Raw genomic sequence first — 17436 nt, 5'->3', positions numbered from 1 at the left:
GGCAGCAAACTGAGGAGAACCACCCTGAACACCGCTCTCGCCGAGGCGCTGTCCCTGGTCCTGCTGCTGGGGGTGCTCGGCTTCGCGGTGACCCGGCCCAAGGGCTGGCCGGAGGCGGCGGCGGCCGTCCCGGCGGCGGCGCTGCTGGTGGGGCTGGGCGCGGTGTCGCCGAGCGAGGCCTGGCAGCAGACCAGGACCCTGCTGCCGGTGGTCGGCTTCCTGGCAGCGGTGCTGGTGCTGGCGCAGCTCTGCGCCGACGACGGGCTGTTCACCGCGGCGGGCGACCTGGTCGCCCGCGCCTGCCAGGGCAGCCCGGTGCGGCTGCTCGGCGGGGTCTTCGCGGTGGCCGCGGTGACCACCGCGGTGCTCAGCCTGGACGCGACCGTGGTGCTGCTGACGCCGGTGATCTTCGCCTCGGCGGCCCGGGTCGGCGCTCGGGCCCGTCCGCACGTCTACGCCACCGCGCACCTGGCGAACAGCGCCTCGCTGCTGCTGCCGGTCTCCAACCTGACCAATCTGCTGGCCTTCACCGCCAGCGGGCTGACCTTCACCCGCTTCGCGGCCCTGATGGCCCCGGCCTGGCTGCTGGTGATCGGGCTGGAGTACGCGGTGTTCCGGCGCTTCTTCCGGGCCGACCTGGCCGCCCCCGGCCGGACCCCGGAGCGGGCCGATCCGCTGCCGATGCCGCGGTTCACCCTGGTGCTGCTGGCGCTGACGCTGGCCGGCTTCGCGGTCACCTCGCTGGCCGGGCTGAATCCGGCCTGGGCCGCGCTCGGCGGGGTGCTGGTGCTCGGCGGCCGGGAGCTGGCCCGGCGCCGGACCACGGTCCGGGAGCTGGCCGGTGCGGCCGCCCCGCTGTTCTGCCTGTTCGTGCTGGCGCTGGGGGTGGTGGTCAAGGCCGTGGTCGACAACGGCCTGGGCACCGCCGCCGGGCGGATCGTCCCGGACGGCGGCAGCCTGCCGGCCCTGCTCGCGGTAGCCGCGGTGGCGGCGGTGCTGGCCAATGTGATCAACAACCTGCCGGCCATCCTGGCCCTGCTCCCGGTGCTGGCCGGGAGCGGGCCGGGACCGGTGCTGGCCGCGCTGATCGGGGTGAACCTCGGCCCCAACCTCAGCTACGCGGGATCGCTGGCCACGCTGCTCTGGCGGCGGATCCTGCACGAGCACGACACCGACGCCGATCTGCGGACCTTCTCGCTGCTCGGGCTCTGCACCGTCCCGGCCACCCTGCTCGCCGCGACCACCGCGCTGTGGGCGATGCTGCAACTGGTCTGAGCTGACGGAAGGTCAGGCAGGCGGCGGCGGATCAGGCAGCGGTGCCCCGACGGCCGTAGACGGCCCAGGTGAGCAGCAGGCAGAGCCCGTAGCCGATCAGGAAGGCCAGGTAGGCACCGTTGCCGTTGTGGACGCTGAGGAAGGACTGCCGGATGGCGAGGTTCACCAGCACCCCGCCGAACGCGCCGACCGCCCCGGCCACCCCGATCAGCGCGGTGGCCTTGCGCTGCGAGGTCCGCTCCGCCGCCACCGGGTCGGCGCCGGCCAGGACCGCGGCGTCCGCCTCGGCCCGGAAGATCGCCGGGATCATCTTGTAGGTGGAGCCGTTGCCGATGCCGCTGAACACGAACAGGGCGATGAACCCGGCCACGAACAGCGCCAGCGAGTGCTGCTCGGAGGCGGTCAGCACGACTCCGGCGCCGACCGCCATCGCGGCGAAGTTCCAGGCGGTCACCCGGGCCCCGCCCCAGCGGTCGGCCATCCTGCCCCCGACCGGCCGGACCAGCGAGCCCAGCAGCGGGCCGAGGAAGGTCAGGTAGGCGGCCTTGATCGGGGTGTCGAACTGCTGCTGGAACTGCACCTGCAGCACCTGCCCGAAGGCGAAGCCGAAGCCGATGAAGGAGCCGAAGGTGCCGACGTAGAGCAGCGACATCACCCAGGTGTGCGACTCCCGGCAGACGTCCCGCAGCGCGTGCCCGCGGTCCCGCGGCGCGTCGAAGTTGTCCATCCGCAACGCCGCGCCCAGGGCGGCCAGCACGATCAGCGGCACGTAGACCAGCGGCAGCAGCCGCGGGTGGGCCGCGCCCGCGGTGGCCAGGATCAGCAGGCCGACCAACTGCACCGAGGCGACGCCGACATTGCCGCCGCCCGCGTTGATCCCCAGTGCCCAGCCCTTGAGCCGCTGCGGGTAGAAGGAGTTGATGTTGGCCATCGAGGAGGCGAAGTTGCCGCCGCCGACCCCGGCCACCGCCGCGAGCAGCAGCAGCGTGCTGTAGGAGACGCCCGGCTTGAGCAGGATTCCGGCCAGCAGGGTCGGCGCCAGCAGCAGCAGCGCGCTGAAGACGGTCCAGTTGCGGCCGCCGAACCGGGCCACCGCGGTGGTGTAGGGCAGCCGCAGCACCGAGCCGACGGCGGTGGGGACGGCGGTGAGCAGGAACTTCCCGGCCGGGTCGATGTGGTACTGCGGCCCGAGGAAGAGAACCAGCACCGACCACAGGCTCCACACCGAGAAGCCGATGTGTTCGGACAGGACGGAGAAGACCAGGTTGCGCCGGGCCACCCGGGCCCCGGTGGCCTCCCAGAAGGCCGGGTCCTCGGGCTGCCAGTCGGTGAGCCGCCGGGACCGCTCGCGTGCTGGGGCGGTGCCGGTGGCCGGATCGTGGACGGTCGCGCTCATGTTGACCTGCCTCGGTCGTGGGGATACGGGAGGTGTTGACAGGCGAAGCTAGGCAGCCGACGTTTCGTCACCCGTACGTGCGGCGCACCGGCGCGCTACGTCCTGCGCACGTCGGCCGCGGGGCGCTGTGAGGGGCGGAGCCGGATCGGCCAGGTGCGCAGGGTGGTGCAGCCGCCGTCGGGCCCGGTCTCCTCGTCCAGGCAGACGCCGGTGCGGAGGTCGAAGGCCTGCTTGTACATCGGCGAGATCAGCACCGGGACCGGGCCGCGGCTGCCGAGCAGCCCCCGGGAGAGCACGTGGGCGCCGCTGAACGGGTCCCGGTTGTCGAGCGTGTACAGCGCGCCGGAGCGGTCGCGGAAGGCGGCCACCTGCCGTCCGTCGACCAGCAGCGCGACGCCCCGGCCGGGGACCAGGTCGTCGAGGCCGCAGACGGCCAGCCAGGCGCGGCCGTCGTGGATCTCGACCACGCCGGTGGACTGCGCGGCGGCGGGCTGCTCGGTGAGGGTCAGGGTCATCGGGTGCGTACCTCCAGGGAAGCGCCGGCGATCACCGGCGGCAGCGGCAGGGTCAGCCCGTCCTCGTCCGGGCGGGCCGGGCGGATCTGGTCCCGCTCGGGGACGAAGCGGACGGTCGGGTCGGGGGTGTCCGGGGCGTTGGCGAAGGAGACGAAGCGGCGCAGCCGCTCCGGGTCGGCCAGGGTGGCGGCCCACTCGTCCTGGTAGGTCTCGACATGACGGGCCATCAGCTCGTCCAGGTCGGCGCAGATGCCGAGCGAGTCCGCCAGCACCACCGCGCGCAGGTGGTCCAGGCCGCCTTCGAGCCGGGCCAGCCAGGGCGCGGTGCGCTCCAGCCGGTCGGCGGTGCGGATGTAGAACATCAGGAAGCGGTCGATGGTGCGGATCAGCGTGTCGTGGTCCAGGTCCTGTGCCAGCAGGTCAGCATGACGGGGCGTCATGCCGCCGTTGCCGCCGACGTAGAGGTTCCAGCCCTCGGCGGTGGCGATGATCCCGAAGTCCTTGCTCTGCGCCTCGGCGCACTCCCGGGCGCAGCCGGACACCGCCGACTTCAGCTTGTGCGGGGCGCGCAGCCCCCGGTAGCGCAGCTCCAGCTCGATCGCCAGCGCCACCGAGTCCTGCACCCCGTAGCGGCACCAGGTCTGCCCGACACAGGACTTGACGGTCCGTAGGGCCTTTCCGTAGGCGTGCCCGGACTCGAACCCGGCGTCCACGAGCCGGGTCCAGATCAGCGGCAGCTGGTCCACCCTGGCGCCGAAGAGGTCGATCCGCTGACCGCCGGTGATCTTGGTGTAGAGGCCGAAGTCGCGGGCGATCCGGCCGATGGTGATCAGGCCCTCCGGGGTGATCTCGCCGCCGGGGATCCGCGGCACCACCGAGTAGGAGCCGTTGCGCTGCAGGTTGCCGAGGTGGTGGTCGTTGGTGTCCTGCAGCGCGCCCTGCTCGCCGTCCAGGATGTGCCCCTGGTCCAGGCTGGCCAGGATCGAGGCCACGGTCGGCTTGCAGACCTCGCAGCCCTCGCCGCTGCCGTGCTCGTCCAGCAGCCGGGAGAAGCTGCCGATGCCCTTGACCCGGACGATCTCGTACAGCTCGGCCCTGGTGTGGGCGAAGTGCTCGCACAGCCCGTGGGCGATCTCGACCCCGGCGGCGGTCAGCTCCTCCTTGACGATGGTCTCCACCATCTTCACGCAGCTGCCGCAGCCGGTCCCGGCCCTGGTGCACTTCTTCACCTCGGGGACGCTGCCGCAGCCGCCGTCGCGCACGGCTTCGGCGATGGCCGCCTTGGTGACGTTGTGGCAGGAGCAGACCACAGCGTCGTCCGGCAGCGCCAGCGGGCCGAGCGGCGCGCCGAGGCCGGTCGGCAGGACCAGCTGCTCGGGGCTGGCCGGCAGGGCCGCACCGCTGAGCGCCAGCGGGCGCAGCGCGTCGTAGGAGCCGGTGTCGCCGACCAGGACGCCGCCGAGCAGCCGCCCGTCCGGGCCGACCACCAGCTTGCGGTAGATCCCGGTCCGGCCGCTGGTGTAGACGACGTCCTGGGCGCCCGCGGTTGCTCCGTGTGCGTCGCCGAAGCTGGCCACGTCCACGCCCAGCAGCTTCAGCTTGGTGGAGGTGTCGGCGCCGGTGAAGCTGCCGGCTGTGCCGGTCAGCTGCCGGGCCGCGGTCTCGGCCATCGCGTAGCCGGGGGCGACCAGCCCGTACACCCGGCCGTCGGCGGCCAGGGCGCACTCGCCGATCGCCCACACCTGCGGGTCGGCGGTGCGGCAGTGCTCGTCCACGACGATCCCGCCGCGTTCGCCGACCGGCAGGCCGCAGTCCCTGGCCAGCTGGTCCCTGGGGCGGATGCCGGCCGAGAAGACCACCAGGTCGACCTCCAGCACGGTGCCGTCGGACAGGGTCATCGCGCGGACCGCGCCGTCGGGGCCGGTGTCGATCCGCTCGGTCCCGGCGCCGGTGTGCACCCGCACGTCCAGTTCCTCGATCTTGCGGCGCAGCACCTCGCCGCCGCCCTGGTCCACCTGAAGCGCCATCAGCCGCGGTGCGAACTCCACCACGTGCGTCTCCAGGCCCAGCGCCCGCAGCGCCCCGGCCGCCTCCAGGCCGAGCAGCCCGCCGCCGACCACCGCGCCGACCCCGGCCCCCGCCGCGCGGTCGCGGATCGCCTCCAGGTCCTCGATGGTGCGGTAGACGTGGCAGCCCGCCGCGTCGTGCCCGGGGACCGGCGGCACGAACGGGTACGAGCCGGTGGCCAGCACCAGCGCGTCGTACCGGACGGTGTGTCCCGAGGCGGCGGTGACGGTCCGGGCGGCCCGGTCCACGGCGACGGCCGGATCGCCGAGCCGCAGGTCCAGGCGGTGCCCGGCCAGGGCCAGCCGCTCCAGGAACTCCGGCGGGCAGAGCGCCAGCTCGTCCGCGCCGGTGCCGGAGAACCAGGAGGTCAGATGGACCCGGTCGTAGGCGGGCCGCGGCTCCTCGGCGAGCACGGTGATCCGCCACGGGACCGCCGGGCCGTGCTCGGCCAGCGCCTCCAGGAAGCGCTGGCCGACCATCCCGTGTCCGACAAGGACCAGGTGCTGCGGTGTCATGGGCGGACTCCTCGGGGACTGGGGCGGTGCGTACGACGGCGATCCATGTCACCGAGCGTCAACGGGGCCGGTTACGCGTCCGGGTCGGCCGTGTTGCCGCCGGGGTACAGGTGCCTCACACCGGGAGGGGCCAAAGGTGACCGTAAGGACATCCGGGGTAACCCGTGACGCCGTCAGCTAACGGCGGCGTGATCGCCGCGCAACAGCCGCGTAACCCCGCTGCTGGAGCCTTCACAGCATGACGACTGGCCACGCCTCCGACACCGGCCCGCCGACGCCCCCCGAGGGGGACGCTCCGGGTGACGGGACCCTGCTCGGCCCGCTCACCGGTTTCACCGTCGGCGTGACCGCCGCGCGCCGCCGGGACGAGCTGACCGCGATGCTGCGCCGCCGCGGCGCCCGGGTGGTCGAGGCGCCCACCGTGCGGATCCTCCCGCTGGAGGACGACACCGCGCTGCGCGACGCCACCGAGCGCTGCCTGGCCGCCCCGCTGGACTACGTGGTCGCCACCACCGGGGTCGGCTGGCGCGGCTGGATGAGCGCCGCCGACGGCTGGGGCCACGGCAGACAGCTGGCCGCGATGTGCCGGGACGCGGTGGTGATCAGCCGCGGGCCCAAGGCCACCGGCGCGGTCCGGGCCAGCGGCCTGGGCGAGAGCTTCTCGCCGGAGAGCGAGGCCAACGACGAGCTGCTGACCTGGCTACTGGCCCGCGACCTGCGCGGACGCCGGATCGCGGTGCAGGAGCACGGCGCGCCGCTGGACGCCTTCGTCGCCGCGCTGCGGGAACGGGGGGCGGACGTCATCGCCGTCCCGGTCTACCGCTGGGGCCTGCCGGAGGACCCGGAGGCGGTGCGGCGGCTGGTCGAGCAGACGGTCCGGCGCGAGGTCCAGGCCATCGCCTTCACCAGCGCCCCGGCCATCACCGGCTTCCTGGACTCGGCGCTGACCCAGGGCCTGCACGCCGAGGTGCTGGCCGCGCTGCGGGTCGGGGCGGCCGGCGGCGGGGTACTGCCGGTGTGCGTCGGCCCGGTCTGCGCCCGGCCGCTGGAGGAGCACGGCATCCACGCGGTCCAGCCGGACCGGGGCCGGCTCGGCTCCATGGTCCGCACCATCGCCGAGACGCTGCCCACCGGGAACCGCGAACTGCGGCTGGGGGAGCACCGGTTGGTGCTCCAGGGCAGCGCCGTGCTGGACGCCGGGGAGTGCCTCTGGCTGTCCCCGATCCAGGCCGCGCTGCTGCGCGCGCTGTCCGACCAGCCGGGCCGGGTGCTCAGCCGGGTGGAGCTGCTGCGCCGGGTCTGGGTCGGCAGCACCGCGGACGAGCACGCGGTGGAGGTGGCGGTGGCCCGGCTGCGCGGCGCGCTGGGGCGGCACGCGGCGCTGGTGCACACCGTCCCCAAGCGCGGCTACCGGCTGGCGCTGGCGTCCTGAGCGGGCTCTCACAGGGGCGGTCGGTGCGGGTGAGTCCGATGTAACCCCCTGCGGTCGGCCGGTGTGACCTCGGCGCAACGGGTGCTTCCTACCGTGGCCGGACCACCGAAGAGAGAGGAGCCCGCCCGTGACGGCGACAGCTCCGGAGCCCACCACCGCGGTGCGGACCGTCTGCTCGTACTGCGGGGTCGGCTGCGGCCTGGTCCTGGAGGTGGCCACGGACGGCGGCACCGGGCGGCGCAGCGTGGTCGGGGCCTCCGGCGACAAGCGGCACCCGGCCAACGCCGGGCGGCTCTGCACCAAGGGCGCGACCAGCGCCGACCTGCTGGCCGCGGCCGGGCGGCTGGGCACGGCGCTGGTGCGTCCCGAGCGGGGTGCGGAGCCGGAGCCGAGCGGCGTGGACGCGGCGATCAGCACCACCGCGCGGCGGCTGCGCGAGATCCTCGACGCGCACGGGCCGGACGCGCTGGCCTTCTACGTCTCCGGGCAGATGACGCTGGAGGCGCAGTACCTGGCGAACAAGCTGGCCAAGGGCTTCGTCAGGACCAGCAGGATCGAGTCCAACTCCCGTCTGTGCATGGCCAGCGCGGGCAGCGGCTACAAACTGTCGCTGGGCGCGGACGGGCCGCCCGGCTCCTACCAGGACTTCGAGCACGCGGACGTCTTCCTGGTGATCGGCGCCAATATGGCCGACTGCCACCCCATCCTCTTCCTGCGGATGATGGAGCGGGTCAAGGCCGGTGCCAAGCTGATCGTGGTGGATCCCCGGCGCACCGCCACCGCCGCCAAGGCCGACCTCTTCCTGCAGCTCAAGCCGGGCACCGACCTGGCCCTGCTGAACGGGCTGCTGCACCTGCTGGTCCGGGACGGGCACACCGACACCCGGTTCGTCGCCGAGTGCACCGAGGGCTGGGAGGCGATGCCGGAGTTCCTGGCGGACTACCCGCCCGCCGCCGTCGCCGAGCTGACCGGCCTCGCGGAGGCGGACCTGCTCCGGGCGGCCGAGTGGATCGGCGCCGCGGGGGAGTGGACCAGCTGCTGGACCATGGGCCTGAACCAGAGCACCCACGGCACCTGGAACACCAACGCCCTGTGCAATCTGCACCTCGCCACCGGCGCGATCGGCCGCCCCGGCAGCGGCCCGTTCTCGCTGACCGGCCAGCCCAACGCCATGGGCGGCCGGGAGATGGGCTACATGGGGCCGGGTCTGCCCGGACAGCGGTCGGCCCTGGTCGCAGCCGACCGGGACTTCACCGAGCGGCTCTGGGGCGTTCCGGCCGGAACCCTGCGCGCCGAGTCGGGCCGGGGCACGGTCGAGATGTTCGAGCGGATGGCGGACGGGGAGATCAAGGCCTGCTGGATCATCTGCACCAACCCGGTCGCCTCGGTGGCCAACAGACGGACCGTCATCGCCGGACTCGAAGCCGCCGAGTTCGTGGTCACCCAGGACGTCTTCGCCGGGACCGAGACCAACGCCTACGCGGACGTGGTGCTGCCCGCGGCGATGTGGGCCGAGACGGACGGGGTGATGGTCAACTCCGAACGCAGTCTGACCCTGCTCCAGCAGGCGGCGGACGCCCCGGGGGAGGCGCTGCCCGACTGGAGGATCATCGCCCGGGTGGCGAGCGAGATGGGCTTCGCCGAGGCCTTCGACTACAGCTGCGCCGAGGAGGTGTTCGAGGAGATCAAGCAGGCCTGGAACCCGGCCACCGGCTACGACCTGCGCGGCGTCAGCTACCGGCGGCTGCGCGGGACCCCGGTGCAGTGGCCCAGCGCGACGGCGGACGGCGCGGACCGCAACCCGATCCGCTACCTCAACGACGGCACGCGGCAGCCGGTGCTGGAACGGGCCGACGGGACCCGCCCCCGGATGGTCTTCCCCACCGCGAGCGGCCGGGCGGCGTTCTTCCCCCGGCCGCAGCTGGCCCCGGCCGAGCTGCCGGACGACGACTTCCCGTTCGTGCTCAACACCGGGCGGCTGCAGCACCAGTGGCACACCATGACCAAGACCGGGAAGGTCGCCAAGCTCAACCGGCTGAACCCGGGCCCGTTCGTGGAGATCCACCCCGAGGACGCGGCGGGGCTGGGCATCGCCGAGGGGGAGCAGGTCGAGATCGCCTCCCGGCGGGGGAGGGCGGTGCTCCCGGCGGTGATCACCGACCGGGTCCGGCCGGGGAACTGCTTCGCGCCGTTCCACTGGAACGACCTGTTCGGCGAGTATCTCAGCGTCAACGCGGTGACCAGCGACGACGTCGACCCGGTCTCGTTCCAGCCCGGGTTCAAGTTCTGCGCGGTGACGCTGACCCGGGTCGCGGTGGAGGCAGCGGCCGTCGCTGCCGCGAGCGAGCCGGTGGGCGCGGGCGTCGGCGTGACGGTCGGTGCGAGTGCGAGTGCGGGTGCGGTGGCGCAGTTGGCCGGGGTGCTCGGGGTCGCCGACCTCGCGCCGCCGGTGTTCTCCGGCGACGAACGCCGGTACCTGTCCGGTTTCCTGGCCGGACTGGCGACCTCGGCCACGTCCACCGCGGTACCCGTGCTCCCGGCCCGGTCGCCGCTCGCGCCGGACCGGGCCGACTGGGTGAACGGCCTGCTGGCCGGGCTGTTCTCGCGGACCGGCGCCCCGGTCGCGGACGCCGCCTCGACGGTCGCCTCCTCCCCGGACGCCACCGCGCCGACCGGGGAGGAGGTGACCGTGCTGTGGGCCTCGCAGACCGGCAACGCCGAGGAGGCCGCCTCGGTCACCGTCCGGCGGCTGGCCGAGGCGGGCTGGCAGCCGCGGCTGCTCGACATGGCCGACTGCACCCCGGAGTCGCTGCGGCCCGGCGCCGCCGTCCTCTTCATCACCAGCACCTTCGGTGACGGCGAGGCCCCGGACAACGGCACCGCGTTCTGGGAGGCGCTGAGCGCGCCCGGCGACCATCCCGGCGTCCGCGGCCTGCGCTACTCGGTGCTGGCCCTCGGCGACTCCAGCTACGACGACTTCTGCGGCCACGGCCGACGCATCGACCAGCGCCTCGGCGAACTGGGCGCGACCCGGCTGGCGCCGCGCGCCGACTGCGAACCGGGCTACGAACAGGCGGCCGAACAGTGGATCGGCCAGGTGCTCACGGCACTGGCCGAAGTTGACGCCACGTCACCAACAGCTCAGGACAAGCAGGTTCGGATAGCCGAGGCCAAGCACGCCCCGGCTCCCGGCACCGAGTTCAGCAAGGCCTCGCCCTTCGCCACCCTGCTGGTCGGCAACCGGCTGCTCAGCCTGCCCGGATCCGCCAAGGAGGTCCGCCAGTTCGCCTTCGACACCCGCGGCGGCGAGCACGGCGACCTCCGCTACGAGGCCGGTGACGCGCTCGGCGTCTGGCCCGCCAACTCCCGCCGACTGGTGGCCGAATGGCTCGCGGTGACCCGGCTCGACCCGGAGCTGCCGGTCCCGGTGCCGGAGTGGGGCGACGTCCCGTTCGGCGAGGCGCTGCGCACCCGGTTGGAGATCGCCAGGATCACCCCCGGCCTGCTCCGCTTCGTCGCCGAGCGCAGCGGGAACCGGGAGCTGCGGCAGCTGCTCCGCCCGGACAACAAGGGCGAACTGGCCAAGTGGAGTTGGGGCCGCCAGGCGGTGGACGTGGTGGCCGCGCACCCGGTCCGGGCCTCCGCGGCGGAGTGGGCCGGGGTGCTCAGCGATCTGCAGCCGCGGCTCTACTCGATCTCCTCCAGCCCGCTCGCCCACCCCGACCAGGTGCGGCTGACCGTCTCTGTGGTCCGCTACGGCGGCCAGGACGGCAGCCCGCGCACGGGAGTGTGCTCGGCCTACCTGGCCGACGCCGCGGACGACGGCCCGGTCCCGGTGTTCGTACGGCGGTCGCCGCGGTTCCGGCCGCCGTCCGATCCGCGGGCGCCGATGGTGATGGTCGGTCCCGGCACCGGGGTGGCCCCGTTCCTGGGATTCCTGGAGGAGCGGCAGGCGCGCGGGGACACCGGCCGCAACTGGCTGTTCTTCGGCGAGCAGCGGCAGGCCACCGACTTCTACTACCGCGAGGAGCTGGAGGCCTTCCGTGAGTCCGGCGGCCTGGACCGGCTCGACCTGGCCTTCTCCCGGGACCAGCGGGCCAAGGTCTACGTCCAGGACCGGATGCGCGAGCACGGCCCCCGGCTCTGGGACTGGCTGCAGAACGGCGCGCACCTCTACGTCTGCGGCGACGCCGCCCGGATGGCCACCGACGTCGACCGGGCCCTGCGCGACATCGCCGTGGCGCACGGCGGCATGGACCGGGAGCGGGCCGCCGCCTACCTCAAGCAGCTTGCCGCGGAACGCCGTTACGTCCGCGACGTCTACTGAGGGCGGCTACCCGCCGAGCGACCCGGGCTCGCCGCGGTAGCGGAGCAGCAGCATCGCGGCGTCGTCGTGCAGCGGCCCGCCGGTGTGCGTCACCAGGTCCTCGCGCAGGGTCTCCAGCGCCTCGTCCGGGTCCTCCTGGTCGAGCAGGAAGGCGCGGTCGGCCAGCGGGTAGAAGGACCGGGCGGTGTTCCTGGCCTCGGTGACGCCGTCGGTGTAGAAGAGCATCTGGTCGCCGGGCCCCAGGTCCACCTGGTGCGCGACCGGGCCCTCGGGGCCGAGGATGGCCAGGCCCAGCGGCGGGGCGGTGAGCGCGGGTTCGGCGAACTCCACCGCGCCGTTGGAGCGCAGCAGCAGTGGCGCCGGGTGGCCGTAGTTGAGCAGGGTCATGGTGTGGTCGTCGTCGATCTCGGCCAGCACGGCGGTGACGAACTCCTCCCCGCTGAGCCGGCGGTTGAGCGCCCGTTCCAGCCGTTCGCCGACCTCCTCCAGGTCCTTGGCGTCGGGTGCGGACTCGCGGAACGCGCCGAGCACCACCGCGGCGGTCTCCACCGCCTGCAGGCCCTTGCCCTGGACGTCGCCGACGATCACCCGGGTCCCGTGCGGGGTCGGCACCACCTCGTAGAGGTCGCCGCCGATCCGGGCCGAGGCGTCGGCGGAGGTGTAGGAGACGGCGATGCGCATCCGTCCGGCCCGCAGCGGGACCGGACGCAGCAGCACCCGCTGGGCGGCCTCCGCCACCGAGCGCATATTGGCCAGCTCGCGCTCGTACCGCCGCCGGATGGTCGCGGCCAGCGCGGCGGCGGCGGTCGCCCCGGTCACGGACAGCATCGCGACCATCGACCGGTGCGTGGCCAGCAGGTGGTCGTGCCAGGAGGTGCCGAGGCAGAGCAGCAGGGCCACCACTCCGACCAGCAGCGCGCGGCGGATCGACCCGGTCACGCAGGCGAAGGCGGGGCCCAGCGAGAACAGCGCGAGGAAGCCCGCGTCGGGCCCGCTGCCGAGGTCGATCGAGACGACCGCGGCCATCATCACAAACGGCAGCCCTACCAGAAGCGGCTGTCGAGCCAGTCCCTGCGGTTCCACGGTCACCTCCCCGCCTCCAGGAGCCGTGCTCCCCCGGCACCTTCGCACCAGGTAAGGGTACGGGCAAGGGATTCCCAGGAAACCAGCAGTATCGGACGGGTGTCCGAACAGTCACCCGGGGTGACCGCAGTGCCGCACGGGGCAGCGGAAGGGGGACCGGGCGGCGGCCCGGTCCCCCTGTGCCATGCGCGGTCGGTCGGCCCGGCCGGTCGGTCAGCCCACCCCGGTCAGCCCAGCTCGGCGGACAGGAACCCGGCGCCGTTGTAGGAGCCCCAGCCGGTCACCTTGTCGTAGCCGGTCCCGGCGCTGTAGGCGCCGTTGCTGCCGGTCTTGATGTCGTGGAAGGCGGTGCTGTAGTTGGACGAGGCCGCCAGCGCGTAGATCGAGGCGTTGGCGTAGCCGAGGGCCGGCTTGGACTTGGACTTCGCCTCGTTGTCGTAGATCGCGGTGAAGGCGGCCCAGTTGGGCGCGGCGGCGCTGGTCCCGCCGAACTCGGCCCAGGAACCCTCGGAGTAGACCGCCCAGCCGGTGCTGGGGCTGGCGTCGGCCGCCACGTCCGGCACCGAGCGCTTGCTGCCGGAGTTCACCCCGGTCTGGAACGAGGGGGTGGCGAAGTAGGAGGAGACCCCGCCGCCGCTGCCGTTCCAGGCGGTCTCCTTGCTCCAGGCGCCCGCCGAGGTCAGCGTCAGCGCGGTGCCGCCGGTGCCGGTGACGTACGGGTCGCTGGCCGGGAAGTCGACCGAGGTGCCGCCGTTGCCCGCGTCGTCGGAGCCGCTGTCGCCGGAGGCCGCGTAGATGGACTGGCCCTGCGCGGCGGCCTCCTGGAAGTCGGTGTTCAGCGCGGTCCGGTTGGACGCGGTCTCGTCGGCCTCGTCGATGCCCCAGCTGGTGGAGATGATCGGCACGTCGTTGCTGACCACCGAGGAGTAGAGGGCGATCTCCCCGGCGTCGCTGTTGGGCGCCTCGTAGACCTTGACGGCCGCGCCGGGGGCCAGCGCCTGCACCACCTCGATGTCCAGCTCCACCTCGTCCTCACCGGAGAGGTCGGTGGTGCCGCCGCCCGCCTTGACCACCGCGGGGGTGGGCGGGGTGAGCGAGAAGTACTTGTCGTAGGTGGTGATGTTGCTCTGCTTGAAGGCGGAGAACTCCAGCAGCGCGACGGTCTGGCCGGTGCCGGTGTAGCCGGCGCTGATCGCGGAGGCGACGTTGTAGCCGGTGCGGGCCTTGGCCGGGGTGAGGCCGGTCACCGCCCTGCTGGCGTCCGGGGTCGCCCGGCGGGTGTCGAAGTGGTCGTAGCTTGCGTAGTCGGACAGGCCGGAGACGTCGGTGACGGCGGAGGCGATGGCGGCCGGGAGCACCGGGGCCGCGCTGTTGGCGTAGAAGTCACGCTTGGCCGTGGCGTCGTGGTAGGTCGCCAGGCTGGTGCCGAACGCCTTCTGCAGCTGCGCCGCGCTGCCGGTGGCCTGCAGCGACAGCCGGTTGGCGGTGGGCTCGGCGACGGACAGGCCCTGCCCCCTGAGGTAGGAGCTGACCGCGGCGACGGCGGCCGGGGAGGCGCCGAACCGGTCCGCGAACTGCTTGACCGTCAGATAGTGCTTGTACTGGGCCGAGGCGGGGTCGGCGACCTGCCGGAGGAAGTCGGCGAGGCCGGCCGAGTCCTGCCCGGCCAGGCTGACGGTGACGGTTATCGAGCGCCCGGCCGGGACCGAGCCGACCCGGGTGGAGTGGCCGACCGCCTGCACCACGTCGCCGCGCAGCGGCAGGGCGGCGGGCCGGGAGGCGGCCGCGGCCGGGCCGGCGACCATGGCGAGGATCGGCAGCGGCGCTGCGAGCACTCCGATGACGGGTCGGATGGGAAGCTTCACGAACGTCCTCCTGGGACGGCGGGGGAGTGCGGTCGTGATCCACGCTAGGAAGTCGTGACGCCCCTCATAAGAGGGGTATCCCTTGCCGGGTCGGTGAACACCGCGTGTCCCCTGATGTCGACGGCGCGGGCCAGTGCGGTCCGCGATCGCACGCCGAGCTTGCGGTAGACCCGGGACAGGGTCCCCTCCACCGTCTTGACGCTGACGAACAGCGCGGCGGCCACCTCCCGGTTGGTGGCGCCGCGGGCCACCATCTCCGCCACCCGGCGCTCACTGGCCGTCAGTTCCCTTGCGGTGTCCACGCGTTCGGCCGGGGCCAGCCGGTCCAGCTCCTCCTCGGCGCGGCGCAGCAGCGGCACCGCGCCCAGCGAGCGGCAGAGCGCAGCCGCCTCGGTGAGCGCGCCGCGGGCCACCACCCGGTGCCGGGCCCGGCGTTCGGCCCCGCCCCAGGCGATCAGGGTGCGCACCAGCTCCAGCGGCAGCGGCAGCCCGCGCAGCCGTTCGGCCGAGGCGGCCAGCGCGGCGGCGGCCGACTCGATCCGGCCGAGGGCGGCCTCGACCAGGCCCTCGGCCCGCTCCAGCGCGCCCAGGGCACTGCCGCCCCACGGGGGGCTCCACCCGGCCGTCAGCGACCGGGCCTCGGCCAGCACCTGCCGTGCCTCGTCGGTCTCGCCCGACTGCGCCAGCGCCTCGGCCAGGTCGGCCAGCCGCCGTACCGTGTCCGGGTCGGCCAGTTCCATCGCCGCGCCGAGTTCGCGGGCCCGCTGGAGCGACTCGGCGGCTGCCGCCGCGCCGCTCGGGTGGCCGGTCAGCAGTTGCGCGGTGCCGAGCACGCCGAGCGCGCGGATCAGGAACAGCCGGTCGCCGTCGGCCGCCGAGCCGTCCACCGCGGCCTGCGCCAGCGCGCAGGCCCGGTCCGGCGTCCCGGCGACGGTCTCGGCCAGCGCCGCGGCGTAGGCGCCCAGCGGCGACGGCAGGTCGGCGTCGGAGAGCAGCCGGGTGCAGCGCTCGGCGGTGGCCAGTGCCGGGACGCACTCGCCCCGGCGGACCTGGACCCGGACCAGGGCGACCAGGGTGGCCATGGAGTCCTCGACGCCGATCCTGGCCCGGCTCGGCTCCAGCAGCGCGGTGATCCGCGCGTGCGCCGCCGCGACCTGGTCGCCGTCCAGCTCGGCCAGGGCCTGACGGCGCATCAGGCTGCGGTCGTCGGCCGAGGCGGCGAGGCTCTCCTCGGCGGCCCGCAGGGCGAGGCCGAGGGTCTGCCCGGCCTCGGCCGGGGCGCCGCGCATGGCCTGGACGGTGCCGAGCAGGCCGAGCGCGGAGACCCGGGTGGCCCGGTCCTCGGCCGGGTCGGCCAGCTCGGCGGCGCGTCCGGCCTGCCGGGCGGCCTCGGCGGTGCTGCCGCCGAGCAGGGCGCGGACCGCGGCCCAGAGCCGCAGCCTGGCCTCCAGGCCGGCGTTGCCGACCGCGTCGGCGAGACCGGCCTCGATCAGGCCCCGGGCGTCGCCCAGGGCCTGGCCCGCGGTCTCCAGCAGCACCAGCCGGGCCCTGACCCGCTGCCCGGGGTCGGATCCTGGTAGCTGCGCCGGATCGCCGAGCACTGCCTCGGCGGCCTGCCGGGCCTCCTCGTGCATGCCCGCGTCGGCGGCGGCCCCGGCCGCGTCGAGCAGCCGTTCGAACCGGTGCGCGGGCTGCCCGGCCGGCGTGCGTTCGGCCGCCAGCACCGCCAACTCGTAGGCGCTGTCCGGGCTTCCAGCGGCCCTGGCGGAGCCGGCCGCCTCGGTGAGCAGGGTGGCCACGGCAGCGTCGGGGTAGGGGCGGGCCAGCGCGAGGTGCCGGGACCGTTCGACCGGATCGGTCACCAGCGCCGCCAGCACGGCGTGCGCGGACAGCCGCTCGCCGGTGCCGGCGTCGGCCAGCAGCGCGGCCCGCAGCATCGGGTGCCGGAACCGCAGCGCGCCGTCGGGGGCGGTCCCGACCAGGGCCAGCCGTTCCGGCTCGGCCAGCAGCTCGGCCGGTTCGGCGACGCCCGCGGCCCGCAGCAGGCCGAGGCTGGGTTCGGCCGCGGTGGCCGCGAGCAGCAGCGCGGAGCGGGTCGGCGGCGGCAGTGCGGAGGCGGGGGCCAGCAGCGCTTCGCGCAGCGCGGGCGGCAGCAGCACCCGCTCGGTGTCGCCGAGTTCGGTGGTGCGGCGGGCCAGTTCCAGGGCGTAGAAGGGGTTTCCGCCGGAGGTCTGGTGCAGCCGGCGGAGCAGCCTGGCCGGCAGCGCGTCCACCCCCGGGATGCCGCTGCGGGCCAGCAGCTGTTCCATGGCGCCCAGGGTCAGTTGAGGGACCGTCAATTCAGCTGACCCGGGCGGGTGCAGCTCGGGCACCGGCTCGTCGCAGCGCTCGGTGCTGACCATGCGCAGGCCCAGTACCGGGGCCCGGCGGGCGACGTAGGCCAGCACCTCGGCGCTGGCGCCGTCGAGCCACTGCACCCCGTCCAGCACCAGCAGCGGCGCGGGCAGCCGGTGCAGCACCTCCGCGACGGCGACCCGCAGCGCCAGCTGGTCCCGGCCGGTGGCCGGACCGCCGCCGCGGAGCAGCACGTCCCGCAGTACCGCCCTGGGCTCGGCCGGGAGTGCGCCGAGGGCCCGGTCGCTGACCGGGGCGAGCAGGTCGAGCAGCGCCCCGAACGGCAGCAGGCCGTCGTCCCGGCCGGGTTCGCAGCGCAGCACGGTCGCGCCCTGCGCCTCGGCGTCCTCGGCCAGCGCGCGCACCAGCGTGGTCTTGCCGATGCCCGCCGGTCCGGTGATCCGCAGCCCGGCGCCGGTCCGCAGTGCGGCGCGGGCGGCATCGAGGAAGCCGTTCCTGGGCAGTGGTGGAACCGTGCTGGTGCGCCGCATTGTCCGAGTATATGCCATGAACCTGTCATTAGCCTGGAGGCGTCACGTGCCGGACCGGAGCCGGTTCCGGGGCTGC

9 protein-coding genes are annotated in these 17436 nt (G+C 74.3%); 3 read left to right on the top strand and 6 right to left on the bottom strand.

Annotated elements, in window-relative coordinates; all coding sequences use genetic code 11:
* Positions 1-72: 72 nt before the first annotated feature.
* Positions 73-1275: an SLC13 family permease gene (locus tag ACEZDE_RS32110; protein WP_380544110.1), complete on the top strand. Its 1203-nt coding sequence runs from the start codon at positions 73-75 to the stop codon at positions 1273-1275.
* A 31-nt stretch (positions 1276-1306) separates the two neighbouring features.
* On the opposite strand, the gene ACEZDE_RS32105 is transcribed toward ACEZDE_RS32110, so the two are convergent.
* The 3 genes from ACEZDE_RS32105 to nirB all read right to left on the bottom strand — a co-directional run bounded on the left by ACEZDE_RS32105 (position 1307) and on the right by nirB (position 5768).
* On the bottom strand, positions 1307-2671 hold the full coding sequence (locus ACEZDE_RS32105; RefSeq protein WP_380544107.1) for a nitrate/nitrite transporter: 1365 nt from the start codon (positions 2669-2671) through the stop codon (positions 1307-1309).
* A gap of 95 nt (positions 2672-2766) precedes the next feature.
* Positions 2767-3186 (bottom strand): nitrite reductase (NAD(P)H) small subunit, encoded by a 420-nt coding sequence (locus ACEZDE_RS32100; RefSeq protein ID WP_380544104.1) that lies wholly within the window; start codon positions 3184-3186, stop codon positions 2767-2769.
* Positions 3183-5768 carry a nitrite reductase large subunit NirB gene (gene nirB, locus ACEZDE_RS32095; protein WP_380544101.1) on the bottom strand — a complete coding sequence of 862 codons (2586 nt, stop codon included), beginning with the start codon at positions 5766-5768 and terminating at the stop codon, positions 3183-3185. The genes ACEZDE_RS32100 and nirB overlap by 4 nt, the downstream gene beginning before the upstream one ends.
* Positions 5769-6006: 238 nt before the next feature.
* Between nirB and ACEZDE_RS32090 the strand changes: the two genes are divergently transcribed.
* Entirely contained in the window at positions 6007-7200 is a 1194-nt protein-coding gene (locus tag ACEZDE_RS32090; protein ID WP_380544098.1) for a uroporphyrinogen-III synthase, read from the top strand.
* A gap of 127 nt (positions 7201-7327) precedes the next feature.
* Positions 7328-11527 carry a molybdopterin-dependent oxidoreductase gene (locus ACEZDE_RS32085; RefSeq protein ID WP_380544095.1) on the top strand — a complete coding sequence of 1400 codons (4200 nt, stop codon included), beginning with the start codon at positions 7328-7330 and terminating at the stop codon, positions 11525-11527.
* 6 nt (positions 11528-11533) lie between these two features.
* Here the strand turns inward: ACEZDE_RS32085 and ACEZDE_RS32080 are convergent, their stop codons facing one another.
* The 3 genes from ACEZDE_RS32080 to ACEZDE_RS32070 all read right to left on the bottom strand — a co-directional run bounded on the left by ACEZDE_RS32080 (position 11534) and on the right by ACEZDE_RS32070 (position 17360).
* Complete coding sequence (locus ACEZDE_RS32080; RefSeq protein ID WP_380544092.1) at positions 11534-12556, bottom strand: PP2C family protein-serine/threonine phosphatase; 1023 nt, start codon at positions 12554-12556, stop codon at positions 11534-11536.
* 281 nt (positions 12557-12837) lie between these two features.
* On the bottom strand, positions 12838-14475 hold the full coding sequence (locus tag ACEZDE_RS32075) for a S53 family peptidase (protein WP_380544089.1): 1638 nt from the start codon (positions 14473-14475) through the stop codon (positions 12838-12840).
* A gap of 44 nt (positions 14476-14519) precedes the next feature.
* Positions 14520-17360 (bottom strand): AAA family ATPase, encoded by a 2841-nt coding sequence (locus tag ACEZDE_RS32070; protein WP_380544086.1) that lies wholly within the window; start codon positions 17358-17360, stop codon positions 14520-14522.
* Positions 17361-17436 lie beyond the last annotated feature (76 nt).

Origin of the sequence: Streptacidiphilus cavernicola (assembly GCF_042510955.1) — a bacterium.
GTDB classification, from domain to species: domain Bacteria; phylum Actinomycetota; class Actinomycetes; order Streptomycetales; family Streptomycetaceae; genus Streptacidiphilus; species Streptacidiphilus cavernicola.
Note: the sequence above shows the minus strand (reverse complement) of the source record. Positions and strands in the feature narration are given on the sequence as shown.

Bases quoted from the DNA above. Each gene is read 5' to 3' on its own strand.
- ACEZDE_RS32090 (WP_380544098.1), top strand. From the start codon at position 6,007: ATGACGACTGGCCACGCCTCCGACACCGGCCCGCCGACGCCCCCCGAG.
- ACEZDE_RS32070 (WP_380544086.1), bottom strand. From the start codon at position 17,360: ATGCGGCGCACCAGCACGGTTCCACCACTGCCCAGGAACGGCTTCCTC.
- ACEZDE_RS32080 (WP_380544092.1), bottom strand. From the start codon at position 12,556: ATGATGGCCGCGGTCGTCTCGATCGACCTCGGCAGCGGGCCCGACGCG.
- ACEZDE_RS32105 (WP_380544107.1), bottom strand. From the start codon at position 2,671: ATGAGCGCGACCGTCCACGATCCGGCCACCGGCACCGCCCCAGCACGC.
- nirB (WP_380544101.1), bottom strand. From the start codon at position 5,768: ATGACACCGCAGCACCTGGTCCTTGTCGGACACGGGATGGTCGGCCAG.
- ACEZDE_RS32100 (WP_380544104.1), bottom strand. From the start codon at position 3,186: ATGACCCTGACCCTCACCGAGCAGCCCGCCGCCGCGCAGTCCACCGGC.